This window comes from Sphingopyxis sp. DBS4 (assembly GCF_024628865.1).
Classification (GTDB): Bacteria; Pseudomonadota; Alphaproteobacteria; order Sphingomonadales; family Sphingomonadaceae; genus Sphingopyxis.
Genome location: NZ_CP102384.1, coordinates 193,198 through 205,754, shown reverse-complemented (window position 1 = coordinate 205,754; position 12,557 = coordinate 193,198). Strand labels below are relative to the sequence as shown.

The following is a 12,557-nucleotide window of genomic DNA, read 5'->3' as shown; positions in this document are numbered from 1 at the left end:
GCTGATGGCGAGCCCCGGCGCCGCGGGAAGCATCCGGCTCGACAAGCTGCTCTGGTATCTGCGCTTCGCGCGCTCGCGCGGCCTCGCGCAGGCGATGGTCGCCGCGGGGCATATCCGCCTCGACGGACGGCGCGTCACCCGCCCCTCGGCCGCGGTCCACGCGGGCGCGACGCTGGTGCTGCCGGTCGGCGAGCGGATCGAGGTGATCCGCCTCCTCGCCCTGCCGCAGCGCCGCGGCCCCGCGCCCGAAGCGCAGGCCTGCTATCTGAAGCTCGATGCCGGGACGCCCGCCGCTTCCAGTTGAACTATCCGCGCCGCAGGAAAAGCTGTCGCGCGAAAGCGCCGCCTTTCCGCTACTGAATGAGAGTGATTCGCAACTGTCGCTTTGCGTTGACGCACCGCATTGGCGCGGCTTAGAGGCGGGTCGATGAATGTCCGGGCGGCCGGGAAGCCGCCCCCGAAGGGAGCCGCTATCCATGACCTATGTCGTCACCGACGCCTGCATCCGTTGCAAATATATGGACTGCGTCGAGGTCTGTCCGGTCGACTGTTTCTACGAAGGCGAGAATATGCTCGTCATCAACCCCAGCGAATGCATCGACTGCGGCGTGTGCGAGCCCGAATGCCCGGCCGAGGCGATCCTGCCCGACACCGAAAGCGGCCTGGAGAAATGGCTGGAAGTCAACGCCAAGTTCAGCGCCGAATGGCCGAACATCACGGTCAAGAAGGACAGTCCCGCCGACGCCGATGAATTTAAGGGCGTCGACGACAAGTTCGACAAATATTTCTCGGCCGAGCCCGGCGAAGGCGACTGATCGAAAACAGGGCGGGACTTTCCCGCCCTTTTCTTTGGTCGCGACAATGGACATGAAGGCCGCTTTCGACCGATTGCGGACGTCCGGCATCTCCTAACTTTGTCATCCCCGCGAAAGCGGGGACCCAGAGCGTGCGTCGGCTAACCCCACACTGGGTTCCCGCTTTCGCGGGAATGACGAAAGTGGGGAGTGTCCGCTCCCCACCCCGAAGCTGCCACCCTTTCCTACAATATCCGGCCGTGATAGCTCCTTGGCGATGCCCTGTGCCGATCGATCTTCTGCCACCCTTCCGCAACGCTCCAGCCGCTGTTCGGGGGCGAAATGTACGGGGACCTACCGTGACCTTCGTGACCTTTGAAATAAAATGTCGCAGGCGGTCAGCCTCACCCGCGGCCCCGACTCCGAAACCGACATCGACGATCCGTTCGCCGAGCCGGTCAGCCCGATTTGCCCCCTTGAAAGACCTTCGCTTGGCGACGATGTAGAGCGGCGGAGGGGCAGCCCGTCGGTTCTCGGCGCGGCAACCCGGATAATGAAGGACGAATTCCCAATGATCGACCCGCTCGCCGCCCTTGTTCCCGTCGTCGTCGAGCAGACTAGCCGCGGCGAACGCAGCTTCGACATCTTCTCCCGCCTGCTGCGCGAACGGATCGTCTTCGTCACCGGCGAGGTTGAGGATAATATGGCCTCGCTGATCACCGCCCAGCTTTTGTTCCTCGAATCGGAAAATCCGAAGAAGGACATCTATATGTATATCAACTCGCCGGGCGGGGTCGTCACGGCGGGCATGGCGATCCACGACACGATGCAATATATCCGCCCGCGCGTCGGCACCGTGTGCATCGGTCAGGCGGCGTCGATGGGCAGCTTCCTGCTCGCAGCGGGCGAGCCCGGGATGCGCGTCGCGCTCACCAACGCGCGCGTCATGGTCCACCAGCCGTCGGGCGGCGCGCGCGGCATGGCGTCGGACATCGAGATCCAGGCCAAGGAAATCCTGCGCATCCGCAAGCGGATGAACGACCTCTATGTCCAATATACCGGCAAGTCGCTGAAAGAAATCGAAAAGGCGATGGACCGCGACACCTTCCTCGAAGCCGACGAGGCGAAGGCCTTCGGTATCGTCGACCATGTCTACGACCGCCGCCCCGCGCTGCCAGGCGACGAAGCGCCCAAGGAAATCAGCGAAGGCCCGACGCCCTGATCGAGCGTCTATCCATCCTTTCGTCACTCCGGACTGGATCCGGGGTCCATTCAAGGCCGCGCAGCGTGGATGGATGCCGGATCAAGCCTGTCCTGAGCCGGGCTCCGGCATGACGAAGAAGGTGACATTCCGGTAACCGCATTTCTTGACATCCGTCCCACGCCTTGGCGCTAGGCGGAACATTGAACCCGCGTCATCCAATTGCCATATTGTAATTGGGTGGCCGGGGGCTAGGATAAGGACGGCAGCGCGCCTTTTGCGCCCGCCAGAGGAAGATTTATGACGAAATTGAGCGGCTCGGACAGCAAGAGCACACTCTACTGCTCCTTCTGCGGCAAGTCGCAGCACGAAGTCCGCAAGCTGATCGCGGGTCCGACCGTGTTCATCTGCGACGAATGCGTCGAGCTTTGCAACGACATCATCCGCGAAGAAATCAAGGGCGGGATCGCCGCGCGCAAGGATGGTGCGGTGCCGACGCCGCTGGAAATCTGCCAGCATCTCGACGCCTATGTGATCGGGCAGAACAAGGCGAAGCGCGTCCTGTCGGTCGCGGTCCACAACCATTACAAGCGTCTCGCCAACTCGGGGCGCGGCGAGGACGTCGAACTCGCCAAGTCGAACATCCTGCTCGTCGGCCCGACCGGCAGCGGCAAGACCCTGCTCGCGCAGACGCTCGCGCGCTTCCTCGACGTGCCCTTCACCATGGCCGACGCGACGACGCTGACCGAGGCAGGCTATGTCGGCGAGGATGTCGAGAATATCATCCTCAAGCTGCTCCAGGCGTCGGACTATAACGTCGAAAAGGCGCAGCGCGGCATCGTCTATATCGACGAGATCGACAAGATCAGCCGCAAGGCGGAGAATCCCTCGATCACCCGCGACGTGTCGGGCGAAGGCGTGCAGCAGGCGCTGCTCAAGCTGATGGAAGGCACGACCGCGAGCGTTCCGCCGCAGGGCGGCCGCAAGCATCCGCAGCAGGAATTCCTGCAGGTTGACACGACGAACATCCTGTTCATCGCGGGCGGCGCCTTCGCCGGCCTCGAAAAGATCATCGGCGACCGCCTGCAGGGCAAGTCGATCGGCTTCGGCGCGCATGTCGCCGGTCCCGACGAACGCCGCGCGGGCGAGACGCTCAAGCAGATCGAGCCCGAGGATCTTCTGAAATTCGGCCTGATCCCCGAATTCGTCGGCCGCCTGCCGGTGATCGCGACGCTCGAGGATCTCGACGTCGACGCGCTGGTCAAGATTTTGGGCGAGCCCAAGAATGCGCTGGTCAAACAGTATAAGAAGCTGTTCGATCTGGAGGAGGTCGCGCTGACCTTCACCGACGACGCGCTGGTCGCGGTCGCCAAGAAGGCGATCGAACGCAAGACCGGCGCGCGCGGACTGCGCTCGATCGTCGAGGCGATCCTGCTCGACACGATGTTCGACCTGCCCGACCTGACCGACGTGGTCGAGATCGTCGTCGACAAGGATGTCGTCGAGGGCCGCAAGGACCCGGTGCGCGTCTATGCCGACAAGGCGAAGGAAGCCGCGGGCGACGCGGCCTGATTGCGCGCGCCGCTGAGTCGCGGCCTATATTCCGATTGAAATCAGCGGCGTCGCGCGCAATGCGCGGCGCCGTTTTGTTGCATTGCAGCAACAGTCGCCCGAAAAAATGCAACGGCCCTTGTGGATAACTTTGGCGGACCGACGCAAATTCGCGTTTTTTTACCGCCCGCCCCGCCCGTTCCCCAAGCGCGGCTTGCACTGTCACAATTGCTGTCACAATCGTGCCACATGCGGGCTTCAGGGGCGCTCGCAGGTGAAGCGCGCCCAGGTTGCGCGGCTGCCGAATGCTACCAAAGGGGACATCCTGACATGAAACTTCGTTATTCGATCGCGGCTAGCCTGATGGCTATCAGCGTCGCTACCGTCGTCGCCGCTCCGGCGCAGGCGCAACAGATCACCACCGGCATCCAGGGCCAGGTCAGCGACGACAATGGCGGCGCCATTGGCGGCGCGAAGGTCATCATCACCGACACGCGCACCGGCGCCGCACGCACCTTCACCACCGGCGCCGACGGCCGCTTCGTCGCGACCGGCCTGGTCACCGGCGGTCCTTACAGCGTCTCGGTTACCGCCGACAGCTTCGAAGGCCAGACGCTGCAGGACATCTACACCTCGCTGCAGGGCAACACCGACCTCGCCTTCTCGCTGTCGTCGGGCGGCGGTGAAATCGTCGTCACCGGCACCCGCGTCCGCGTGACCCAGCTCGCGGTCGGCCCGGGCAACAGCTTCACCACCGAAGTGCTCGAAAGCGCCCCGTCGTTCAACCGCGACGTCCGCGACATCATCCGCCTCGATCCGCGCGTCAGCCTCGACCGCGACGACGGCGGCTCGGGCCAGGACCGCATCTCGTGCCTCGGCGGCAACGACCGCGGCAACGCCTTCACCGTCGACGGCATCAGCCAGGGCGACGTCTACGGCCTCAATGACACCGGCTTCTCGTCGCGCAGCTCGACCCCGATCCCCTATGACGCGGTCCGCGAAACGCAGGTGCAGTTCGCGCCGTTCGACGTCGACTATGGCTCGTTCACCGGCTGCGCGATCAACGTCGTGACCAAGTCGGGCACGAACGATTATCATTTCGGCGGTTTCTTCGAATATTCGGACAACGGTATGCGCGGCGACTCGCTGCCCGGCATCGCCAAGCTGCCGCCGGTCAAGCCCGAAAAGCGCTGGGGCCTGTGGGCCGGCGCGCCGATCATCAAGGACCGCCTGTTCATCTTCGGCGCCTATGAGCATCAGGAAGCCGGTCAGGCGCAGGACGACGGTCCGGTCGGCGGCGGCTATGCCAATGAACAGACCGGCATCACCGTCGATCAGTTCAACGAAATCTCGGGCATTCTGAAGAACACTTACGGTGTCGACACCGGCCCGCTCGTAACCAATCGCCCCTATTCGAACGACCGCTATTTCGGCCGCCTCGATTGGCAGATCACCGACAACCACCGCCTCGAGCTGACCTATCAGCGCCTGGAGGAAGGCTCGACCCGCCCCGATGACCTGTTCACGGGCACGTCGCCGCAGGCCGTCGGCCTCAACACCTTCTACACCAGCGGCACCAAGTCGAACTATTATTCGGGCCGCCTCTATTCGCAGTGGACCGATAATTTCTCGACCGAATTGCGCTATTCGCGTTCGGAGGTCCGCGACCGTCAGGATCCGATCGGCGGCGGTGAAGCCCAGTCGGCGAACCCGATCCCGCGCATCATCGTCGGCATCGACAATCCGACGGGGATCGACGGCACCGTGCTGGCGGGTCCGGGCACCTCGCGCTCGGCGAACGACCTTCGCACCGACATCGACCAATATCGTGCGGTCGCCAAGCTGGTCGCCGGTTCGCATACGCTGAAGATCGGCGCCGAACTCAATCGCGCCAGCCTGTTCAACCTGTTCGTCCAGAATGCGACCGGCACGCTGGTGTTCCGCAACATCGACGATCTGCGCGCCGGCCTGCTGTCGCCGGGCGCGGTTCCGACCGGTCCCGATCCGGCTTGCAGAAACGTCACCAACTCGACGACGCCCGTCAACGTCGTCAACGGCTGTACCTATGGCGCCTTCGGCAACTTCTCATCAACGGGCGACATCAACGATGCCGCCGCCGCGTTCACGCGCAGCATCTATTCGATCTTCGCGCAGGACGATTGGGAAGTTTCCGATCGCCTGAACGCGGTGATCGGCGTGCGCACCGACTGGTACGACGGTGGCAATCCGCGCTACAATCCGGTCTTCGCGCAGCGCTATGGCATTCCGAACACCACCGGATTCAGCAATCTGGCGCCGGTCGTCATGCCGCGCCTCGCGCTGACCTATGACATGGACGATTTCGCGGTGTTCGGGCGGCCGAAGCTCAGCGCCGGCGTCGGCATCTTCTCGGGCGGCGATCCGGTGGTCTGGTTCGGCAATGCCTTCCAGAACGACGGCCGCGGCTTCAACGAAGGCAATACCGGATCGTCGAACTGCCCGACCGGCCAGATCAGCGTCCTGACGGGTGGTCAGTTCAGCGGGGTTCCGACCTGCATCCAGGCCGCCGGCATCTCCACCGCCGCGCGCGGCCTCGGCGATACCCAGTCGATCAGCCCGGACATCAAGATGCCGACGGTGCTGCGCGCCAATATCGGCTTCCAGTCGGAGCTGAATTTCGCCCCCTCGGGCTTCTTCAGCGGCTGGAACCTGAACCTCGACTATATCTACAGCAAATATCGCAATCCGCTGACGCTGGTCGATCTCTCGCAGACGGTGAATCCCAACCTGGGTCTCAACGGCTACACGATCGACGGTCGTCCGATCTATCGCGCGATCGATCCGAACGTCGCGGGTTGCACGGCGAAGCTCGTGGGCCTGAATCCGGCTCCGGTGTATGAAGACGTCAACGCGGTCTGCTTCAACACCGGCCGCGACGACGAACTGCAGCTCACCAACAGCGCCGGCTATCGCAGCCACAATGCGTCGATCATCCTGTCGAAGACCTTCGACGGCGGGCTGTTCACCGAGAATGGCAGCGTCGATTTCAACTTCGGCTATGCCTATACCGACTCGCAGGACCGGCGGAGCATGTACAACTCGACGGCAGGGTCGAACTACGACTATGTCGCCGCGTTCGACCGCCAGAATCCGGGTGCGTCGCGCAGCTTCTACGAAAGCCGTCACAACATCTCGACGCGCCTCGCCTTCCGCGAGGAGTTCTTCAACGATCTGTCGACGCGCTTCGCGATCAGCTTCATCGCTCGCTCGGGCCGTCCGTACAGCCTGACGTTCAGCGGCAGCGGCATCTTCAACGACAGCGTGTCGGGCAGCAACAATGCACTCGCCTATCTGCCGACCGGGATCGACGATCCGAACATCTCGCCGGCGTCGAACATGACGGCAGTGAAAGATCTCGTCGCTTTCGCGAGCGGCCTGGGCTGCGCGAAGAAATATGTCGGAAAGACGATCCCGCGGAACACCTGCTCGAACGACTGGTATTTCGACATGGACCTGTCCTTCTCGCAGGAGCTTCCTGGTCCGGGTCGCCTGTTCGGCCGCAACGACAAGATCAAGCTCTATGCGACGATGGACAATTTCCTGAACTTCCTCGACAAGGACTGGAACGTTCAGCGTCGCCGCAACTTCGCGGGGCTTCAGGACATCGCGTCGCTTGGGTCGACCGGCTTCGATTCGGATGGCCGCTACATCATCTCCGGCTTCAACGGTGTGGACAGCATCGCGGACGACAATGGTATCAACACCAGCTCGTCGGTGTGGCGCCTCAAGATCGGCGTCTCCTACGAGTTCTGATCTTCGATCAGGCCGGAAAATCGGGGCGCGGGAGGCAACTCCTGCGCCCCTTTTCTTTGTCCGGCGAAAGGAGGCGGGAGATTGCGATCGATGCTTTGGTGACGCGCTAACCCGCGGCGAGGCGGCGGGCGGTGTCCTGGACCAGCGCGATCATGTTCGGCACACCCTGGGTGCGGTTCGACGAAAGCTGGCGCGTCAGGTCGAAGGGGGCGAGCGCGGCGGTGACGTCCATCGCCGCGACCTCGGCCGCCGGCCGGTCCTGCACCGCAGCGAGGACGAGCGCGACGATCCCCTTGGTGATCGCGGCGTTGCTGTCGGCGAGGAAATGGAGCCGGTCGCCCGCCTGCGGCACCGGATAGACCCAGACGTTCGCCGAACAGCCACGAACGAGCGTCGCGTCGGTCTTGAGCGCATCGGGCATCGGTTCGAGTTCGCGCCCGAGTTCGATCAGCAGGCGATAGCGGTCGTCGCCGTCGAGGAAATCATATTCGTCGAAGATGTCGGAAAGGCTGCGCATGGCGCGGCCGTGGCAGATTTGAAGGAAAGTTGGAAGCCCACCGGTCGCCCGGCAAAGACCAAGCGTAATAAAATAGTGTGTCCCCGCGAAGGCGGGGACACATCTCCCGCCGGTTCGAAATGGCACCCGAGAGTGATGGCCCCCCGCCTTCGCGGGGGGAACACACAACTTTTTACGGGAGACGGCTTTTTACGGGAGACGGCGCTCCAGCGGCCCCCGCCTGCGCGGGGGCGACGTTATGGTCAGAGGTCGACCCCTGCCGCAATCGCTTCGAGCTTGCGCAGCCGCTCCTTGAGGTCGGCGATCTCGATCCGCGACCCGGCGTGCGGCACCCCGGGATCCTGCGCGGCGACATGGCCGGCGGCGAGTTCTTCGCGCTTGAACTGGATCCAGTCGCGCCAACCGCGCAGCGCGGCGAGGCTGATGATGGTCAGCGCGCTCAGCGCCACCGCGGCGGTGACCAGATTATTGGCGAGGTCGGAAGCAATGGGGACCATGTCTCGGTTCCTTCTCCGTCACGTCTTCACGGGTGCGAGCGGTCGCGCAGTTTCTCGATTTCCTCATCGAGGCTGGCCGCCCGGTTGGTGTCGGTGGCGATGCGTTCGAGCACCTGGATGCGCTCCTTGAGCGCGCGAATCTCGGCCTGCAGCGCCTTGGTCTCGGCCTCGTTGCCCGCATTGCCGACGAAATATTCGTTGCCGTGGCGGTCGCGGCGGACGCCGTGGCGGGCGCGAAGGACGCTGCCGATCGTCACGATCAGGACGATGCCGATGACCATTTCAAAGGGGTTCATGGGGAATCCTTCTCTTCTTTCTTATCGTTGTTCAGTTCAGCGGCGCGTCGCGCAGTTTTTCGATTTCTTCGGCAACATCGACGCCCTTGTCGGTGACGATGCGTTCGAGGACGCGGACGCGGGCCTCCAGCCGTTCGGTCTGCGCCGCATATTGCGCGGCCTTTTCGGCGGTCAGTTCGGACTGCTTCTCGATCATCTTCTGCTGATGCTTCGACCAGAAGATGAAGCCGACGAGCAGGAAGGGCGCAAGCGGCACGAGGATCCAGATGGTGTCACCCATGATTGCGTCTCCTCAGTTCGCGGGGCGCCGCAGCGCCTCGATCTCGTGGCTCAGCCGGTGGCCTTCATCGGTGACGATGCGCTCGATCACCGCGAGGCGATCCTTGACCGAGCCGAGTTCGGCGCGAAGCTGGGCATTTTCCTGGCTGATCAGCTTGACGCGCTCGACCGTCTCGTCGCTGGTCTTGGGATAGACCGCCTGTCCCCAGGCGCCGTCGAGCGGATAGCCGTTCTTGATCCGCAGCCAGGTGGTAAAGACCCAGCCGGCGACCCCGGCCACGCCGATGATGGCGACGACGGGAGCGATGGCGGTCAGAATATCGAGATTCATGATCTTTTCCTTAGTCAGCGCAGGCGGTCGATCTGGTCGGCGAGCTGCGCGGCCTGGCCGTGGTTTTCGGTCGCGATGCGTTCGAGCACCGAGATACGCTCCTCCAGCCGGCCGATCTGGCCCGCGAGCTTGGCGTTGTCATCGGTCAGCAGCGCAATTTTTCGATCAGCGTCGGCGTCGGTTCGATGAACCGTGCCACCCCATTCATTCTCGACGGGATAGCCGTGCTTGGCGCGGACCCAGGTGGTGAACATCCAGCCGCCGATCGACAAAGCGACGATGGTCAGGACGAAGAGGGGGCCACCGAAGTTCATATATCTTGTCTCCCTGTTGCGTTTCCGCCTGCCCGGTCGGCGCCCCGATCAGCGAAGCGCGTCGATTTCGTCGGCGAGGCGGCGGTTGTGGCTGGTGTAGTAGAGTTCGATGTCGGCGAGCCGGCGGTCGATGTCGCGGAAGCGCGAGCGGATGTCGCGGGTCGAGGCGCTGGGGTTCGAGCGCACGCCCTGCCAGAACTTCGCTTCCTCGTTCGAGCCATAGAGCGCGAAGGGTTTGGGCGTTCCCATCCAGGCAACCATCCAATAGGCGATCAGCGTCCACGGGAAGCCGCCCATCAGGGTCAGCAGCACCGCGCCGACGCGCACCCACAGGACGTCGATCCCGCTATAGTCCGCGATCCCCGCGCACACGCCGCTCCATTTGGCGTTCTGCTTGTCGAGATAGAATTTGGTGCGGCTGGCAGACATCTCAGTTCCTCCGGCTGATATTGTTTTCGAGTTGCGCCAGTTCTTCATCGCTCCTTACCGCAGGGCGGAAGTCGGGATGGTCGGCGCTGATGATGCGTTCGACGGTGTGCAGGCGGTTCTCGAGCCGGCGCGCCGTGTCGTACAGTTCGTCGAGCAGTTGCTCATCCTCTCCGGTCAGCGTCTTGGCCTGCTTCCACTTAGTGATGTAGTGGAGGATCAGCCAGGGCAGACCGAGGAAGAGGGTGCCGATGACGATCGGGACGATGATGATCTCTTCCATCGGTCCGGCTCCTTATTTCTTGCCCTGCGCGGCCTTCAGCGCGGCGAGCTCGTCGGCGACCTTGTCGGCGGCCTGAAGCTCGGCGATCTCCTCGTCGAGCGACTTCTTGTAGCCGAGGCCCAGCGCATCGGCGCGGCCTTCGGCCTCATCGACGCGGCGTTCGAGGATCTCGAAGCGCGAGAAGGCATCCTCGACGCGGTCGCCGTTGGTCATCTCGCGCAGGCGATAGCGATTTTCGGCGCTTTCGAGACGATTGACGACGCTCGACTGGCGGGCGCGGGCTTCGCTCAGTTTCTTCTGCAGCTTGGCGATGTCGTTTTCATAGCCCTGGAGCGCGTCGTCGAGGACGGCGATCTCGGCCTTCAGCTTCTCGGCCATGTCGCCGGCCTTCTGCTTTTCGACGAGCGCGGCGGTGGCGAGGTCCTCGCGGTCCTTCGACAGCGCGAGTTCGGCCTTTTCCTTCCAGCTGTCCTGCAGGCTTTCGAGCTTGGCGATGTGGCGGCGCATTTCCTTCTGGTCCGCGATCGTGCGGGCGGCGGAGGCGCGGACTTCGACGAGCGTCTCGTTCATCTCGAAGATGATCTGGCGGATCATCTTTTCGGGATCTTCCGCGCGGTCGAGCAAATCGGTGACGTTGGCGGCGATGATGTCGCGGGTGCGTGAGAAAATACCCATGTGTGAAACTCCTGTCGAACTTGGTCCTGAAATACTGGTGCCGGGGCGGGGCAAGGGGGGAGAGTGCCCCGGCACCAGCGTGTCGGTCAGGCCAGTTGGCTGACCGCCGGGGTGGCTGCAGCGGCATCGTAACCGAGCTTGGGCTGGTCGATCACGCCGACGAAAATGGCCAGTGCTCCGAGCGCGCTGAGCGCGAAGGTGGCGGCCTGGGCAAAATTCGTCTTCATGGGTCAACCTTCCTGTTTTTCGCTGCACCGGAGCGTTTTGCGCCGGTTCGTCTCATACTTTGCAGAAGGCGTGCCAATTGCCGAAAGGGGCGGAAAAGCGCCTAACTTCATTCGCAAATCGACCCGAACATCGATTTGACTTGCCAATCAGCGGGAAATTTTGCCAATGATTGGGAATGGAACGCGAAACGCAGTTCATCGGCCAATCGGCGGCCTTTCAGGACGCGGTCGAACGCGCGAGCCAGGCGGCGACGCTCGACCGCCCCGTCCTCGTCATCGGCGAGCGCGGCACCGGCAAGGAACTGATCGCCGAGCGCCTGCACCGCCTGTCGGCGCGCTGGGACAAGCCCTATGTCATCCTGAACTGCGCCGCGATGCCCGAAACGCTGATCGAGGCCGAACTATTCGGGCACGAGGCGGGTGCCTTCACCGGCGCGACGCGCAGCCGCGCCGGCCGCTTCGAAGAGGCCGACGGCGGCACCCTGTTCCTCGACGAGCTCGCGACGATGTCGAGCGGCGCGCAGGAGCGATTGCTGCGCGCGGTCGAATATGGCGAGATCACCCGCGTCGGCGCCTCGCGCCCGACCCGCGTCGATGTCCGCATCGTCGCCGCGACCAACGAGCATCTGCCCGCACTGGTCGAGCAGAACCGCTTCCGCGCCGACCTGCTCGACCGGCTGTCGTTCGAGGTCATCACCCTGCCCCCGCTGCGCGCGCGCGAAGGCGACATCGAAGTGCTCGCGACCTATTTCGGGCAGCGCATGGCGGCGGTGCTCGGCTGGGACGAATGGCCGGGTTTCGGCCCGCGCGCGCTTGCGGCGATGGAGGGGCACGACTGGCCGGGCAATGTCCGCGAGCTCCGCAACGTCATCGAGCGCGCCATCTATCGCTGGGCCGATCCCGAACGGCCGGTCGACGCGCTGACCTTCGATCCCTTTGCGAGTCCGTGGCAGCCGGTGGCGCGCAAGGCCGAAGCCAGGACGGACGCCCCCGCCCTGTCAGCGGTGGCCGACGCAGCCGCAGCGCCCGCCACGCCGTCAGGGCCGGTAAGCGACCTGCGCGCGGCAGTCGATGGCTATGAGAAGCAGATCCTCGCCGACACGATGGCGCGCTGCCGCTACAATCAGAAGGTCGCGGCCGAGGCGCTGGGGCTGAGCTATGACCAGATTCGCCATGCGCTGAAGAAGCACGGGTTGAATCAGTAAGTCCCCTCTTGTTTCCTCGTCATGCTGAACTTGTTTCAGCATCCATGGCCTGCCGCTTCCTCAAGCGCGGCGCGTTCTTTGGATTCGCACAAAGCCACGAAGCCACGAAGATGTCGTGCTTGCCGCGAAGCGGCTTTTCTCTCAGACGTTGCGGCCGCCGCATCGTGGA

At 63.8% G+C, this 12,557-nt stretch carries 16 protein-coding genes; 6 read left to right on the top strand and 10 right to left on the bottom strand.

All coding sequences use genetic code 11. The features are described 5' to 3' along the window. Window positions 1–4 precede the first annotated feature (4 nt). The 5 genes from NP825_RS00935 to NP825_RS00915 all read left to right on the top strand — a co-directional run bounded on the left by NP825_RS00935 (window position 5) and on the right by NP825_RS00915 (window position 7,338). On the top strand, window positions 5–304 hold the full coding sequence (locus NP825_RS00935; protein ID WP_257547645.1) for an RNA-binding S4 domain-containing protein: 300 nt from the start codon (window positions 5–7) through the stop codon (window positions 302–304). A gap of 172 nt (window positions 305–476) precedes the next feature. Beyond that, window positions 477–815 (top strand): ferredoxin FdxA, encoded by a 339-nt coding sequence (fdxA, locus tag NP825_RS00930; RefSeq protein WP_257547643.1) that lies wholly within the window; start codon window positions 477–479, stop codon window positions 813–815. A 550-nt stretch (window positions 816–1,365) separates the two neighbouring features. Continuing rightward, on the top strand, window positions 1,366–2,016 hold the full coding sequence (locus NP825_RS00925) for an ATP-dependent Clp protease proteolytic subunit (RefSeq protein WP_257551234.1): 651 nt from the start codon (window positions 1,366–1,368) through the stop codon (window positions 2,014–2,016). A 279-nt stretch (window positions 2,017–2,295) separates the two neighbouring features. After that, complete coding sequence (gene clpX, locus NP825_RS00920) at window positions 2,296–3,567, top strand: ATP-dependent Clp protease ATP-binding subunit ClpX (RefSeq protein WP_257547641.1); 1,272 nt, start codon at window positions 2,296–2,298, stop codon at window positions 3,565–3,567. 309 nt (window positions 3,568–3,876) lie between these two features. Beyond that, window positions 3,877–7,338: a TonB-dependent receptor gene (locus tag NP825_RS00915; RefSeq protein ID WP_257547639.1), complete on the top strand. Its 3,462-nt coding sequence runs from the start codon at window positions 3,877–3,879 to the stop codon at window positions 7,336–7,338. A 106-nt stretch (window positions 7,339–7,444) separates the two neighbouring features. Here NP825_RS00915 and NP825_RS00910 read toward each other — a convergent pair whose 3' ends face one another. The 10 genes from NP825_RS00910 to NP825_RS00865 form a co-directional block, all read right to left on the bottom strand. Then, window positions 7,445–7,855 (bottom strand): SufE family protein, encoded by a 411-nt coding sequence (locus NP825_RS00910; RefSeq protein ID WP_257547637.1) that lies wholly within the window; start codon window positions 7,853–7,855, stop codon window positions 7,445–7,447. Window positions 7,856–8,097: 242 nt separating this feature from the next. Next, complete coding sequence (locus NP825_RS00905) at window positions 8,098–8,352, bottom strand: hypothetical protein (RefSeq protein ID WP_257547635.1); 255 nt, start codon at window positions 8,350–8,352, stop codon at window positions 8,098–8,100. 26 nt (window positions 8,353–8,378) lie between these two features. Further along, entirely contained in the window at window positions 8,379–8,648 is a 270-nt protein-coding gene (locus NP825_RS00900; RefSeq protein WP_257547633.1) for a hypothetical protein, read from the bottom strand. 31 nt (window positions 8,649–8,679) lie between these two features. Then, entirely contained in the window at window positions 8,680–8,928 is a 249-nt protein-coding gene (locus tag NP825_RS00895; RefSeq protein WP_257547631.1) for a hypothetical protein, read from the bottom strand. 12 nt (window positions 8,929–8,940) lie between these two features. Next, a complete protein-coding gene (locus NP825_RS00890) occupies window positions 8,941–9,258 on the bottom strand; it encodes a hypothetical protein (RefSeq protein ID WP_257547629.1) in 318 nt (105 codons plus the stop codon). A gap of 14 nt (window positions 9,259–9,272) precedes the next feature. Next, window positions 9,273–9,572, bottom strand: a complete 300-nt coding sequence (locus tag NP825_RS00885) for a hypothetical protein (protein WP_257547627.1) — start codon at window positions 9,570–9,572, stop codon at window positions 9,273–9,275. A 48-nt stretch (window positions 9,573–9,620) separates the two neighbouring features. Further along, complete coding sequence (pspC, locus tag NP825_RS00880; RefSeq protein WP_054731198.1) at window positions 9,621–10,001, bottom strand: envelope stress response membrane protein PspC; 381 nt, start codon at window positions 9,999–10,001, stop codon at window positions 9,621–9,623. Between the two features lies 1 nt (window position 10,002). Further along, window positions 10,003–10,281 (bottom strand): envelope stress response membrane protein PspB, encoded by a 279-nt coding sequence (pspB, locus tag NP825_RS00875; protein ID WP_257547619.1) that lies wholly within the window; start codon window positions 10,279–10,281, stop codon window positions 10,003–10,005. Window positions 10,282–10,293: 12 nt separating this feature from the next. Next, window positions 10,294–10,956 (bottom strand): phage shock protein PspA, encoded by a 663-nt coding sequence (pspA, locus tag NP825_RS00870; protein WP_257547617.1) that lies wholly within the window; start codon window positions 10,954–10,956, stop codon window positions 10,294–10,296. An 86-nt stretch (window positions 10,957–11,042) separates the two neighbouring features. Further along, window positions 11,043–11,183, bottom strand: coding sequence for a hypothetical protein (locus tag NP825_RS00865; protein WP_257547615.1), 141 nt, complete (start codon window positions 11,181–11,183; stop codon window positions 11,043–11,045). Window positions 11,184–11,359: 176 nt separating this feature from the next. On the opposite strand from NP825_RS00865, the gene pspF reads away from it, so the two are divergent. Next, window positions 11,360–12,388, top strand: coding sequence for a phage shock protein operon transcriptional activator (gene pspF / locus NP825_RS00860; protein ID WP_257547612.1), 1,029 nt, complete (start codon window positions 11,360–11,362; stop codon window positions 12,386–12,388). The last annotated feature ends 169 nt before the right edge of the window (window positions 12,389–12,557 follow it).

What these genes read in the sequence shown, in the direction of transcription:
- NP825_RS00935 (WP_257547645.1), top strand. Translation starts at nt 5, where the DNA reads ATGGCGAGCCCCGGCGCCGCGGGAAGCATCCGGCTCGACAAGCTGCTC.
- fdxA (WP_257547643.1), top strand. Translation starts at nt 477, where the DNA reads ATGACCTATGTCGTCACCGACGCCTGCATCCGTTGCAAATATATGGAC.
- NP825_RS00925 (WP_257551234.1), top strand. Translation starts at nt 1,366, where the DNA reads ATGATCGACCCGCTCGCCGCCCTTGTTCCCGTCGTCGTCGAGCAGACT.
- clpX (WP_257547641.1), top strand. Translation starts at nt 2,296, where the DNA reads ATGACGAAATTGAGCGGCTCGGACAGCAAGAGCACACTCTACTGCTCC.
- NP825_RS00915 (WP_257547639.1), top strand. Translation starts at nt 3,877, where the DNA reads ATGAAACTTCGTTATTCGATCGCGGCTAGCCTGATGGCTATCAGCGTC.
- NP825_RS00910 (WP_257547637.1), bottom strand. Translation starts at nt 7,855, where the DNA reads ATGCGCAGCCTTTCCGACATCTTCGACGAATATGATTTCCTCGACGGC.
- NP825_RS00905 (WP_257547635.1), bottom strand. Translation starts at nt 8,352, where the DNA reads ATGGTCCCCATTGCTTCCGACCTCGCCAATAATCTGGTCACCGCCGCG.
- NP825_RS00900 (WP_257547633.1), bottom strand. Translation starts at nt 8,648, where the DNA reads ATGAACCCCTTTGAAATGGTCATCGGCATCGTCCTGATCGTGACGATC.
- NP825_RS00895 (WP_257547631.1), bottom strand. Translation starts at nt 8,928, where the DNA reads ATGGGTGACACCATCTGGATCCTCGTGCCGCTTGCGCCCTTCCTGCTC.
- NP825_RS00890 (WP_257547629.1), bottom strand. Translation starts at nt 9,258, where the DNA reads ATGAATCTCGATATTCTGACCGCCATCGCTCCCGTCGTCGCCATCATC.
- NP825_RS00885 (WP_257547627.1), bottom strand. Translation starts at nt 9,572, where the DNA reads ATGAACTTCGGTGGCCCCCTCTTCGTCCTGACCATCGTCGCTTTGTCG.
- pspC (WP_054731198.1), bottom strand. Translation starts at nt 10,001, where the DNA reads ATGTCTGCCAGCCGCACCAAATTCTATCTCGACAAGCAGAACGCCAAA.
- pspB (WP_257547619.1), bottom strand. Translation starts at nt 10,281, where the DNA reads ATGGAAGAGATCATCATCGTCCCGATCGTCATCGGCACCCTCTTCCTC.
- pspA (WP_257547617.1), bottom strand. Translation starts at nt 10,956, where the DNA reads ATGGGTATTTTCTCACGCACCCGCGACATCATCGCCGCCAACGTCACC.
- NP825_RS00865 (WP_257547615.1), bottom strand. Translation starts at nt 11,183, where the DNA reads ATGAAGACGAATTTTGCCCAGGCCGCCACCTTCGCGCTCAGCGCGCTC.
- pspF (WP_257547612.1), top strand. Translation starts at nt 11,360, where the DNA reads ATGGAACGCGAAACGCAGTTCATCGGCCAATCGGCGGCCTTTCAGGAC.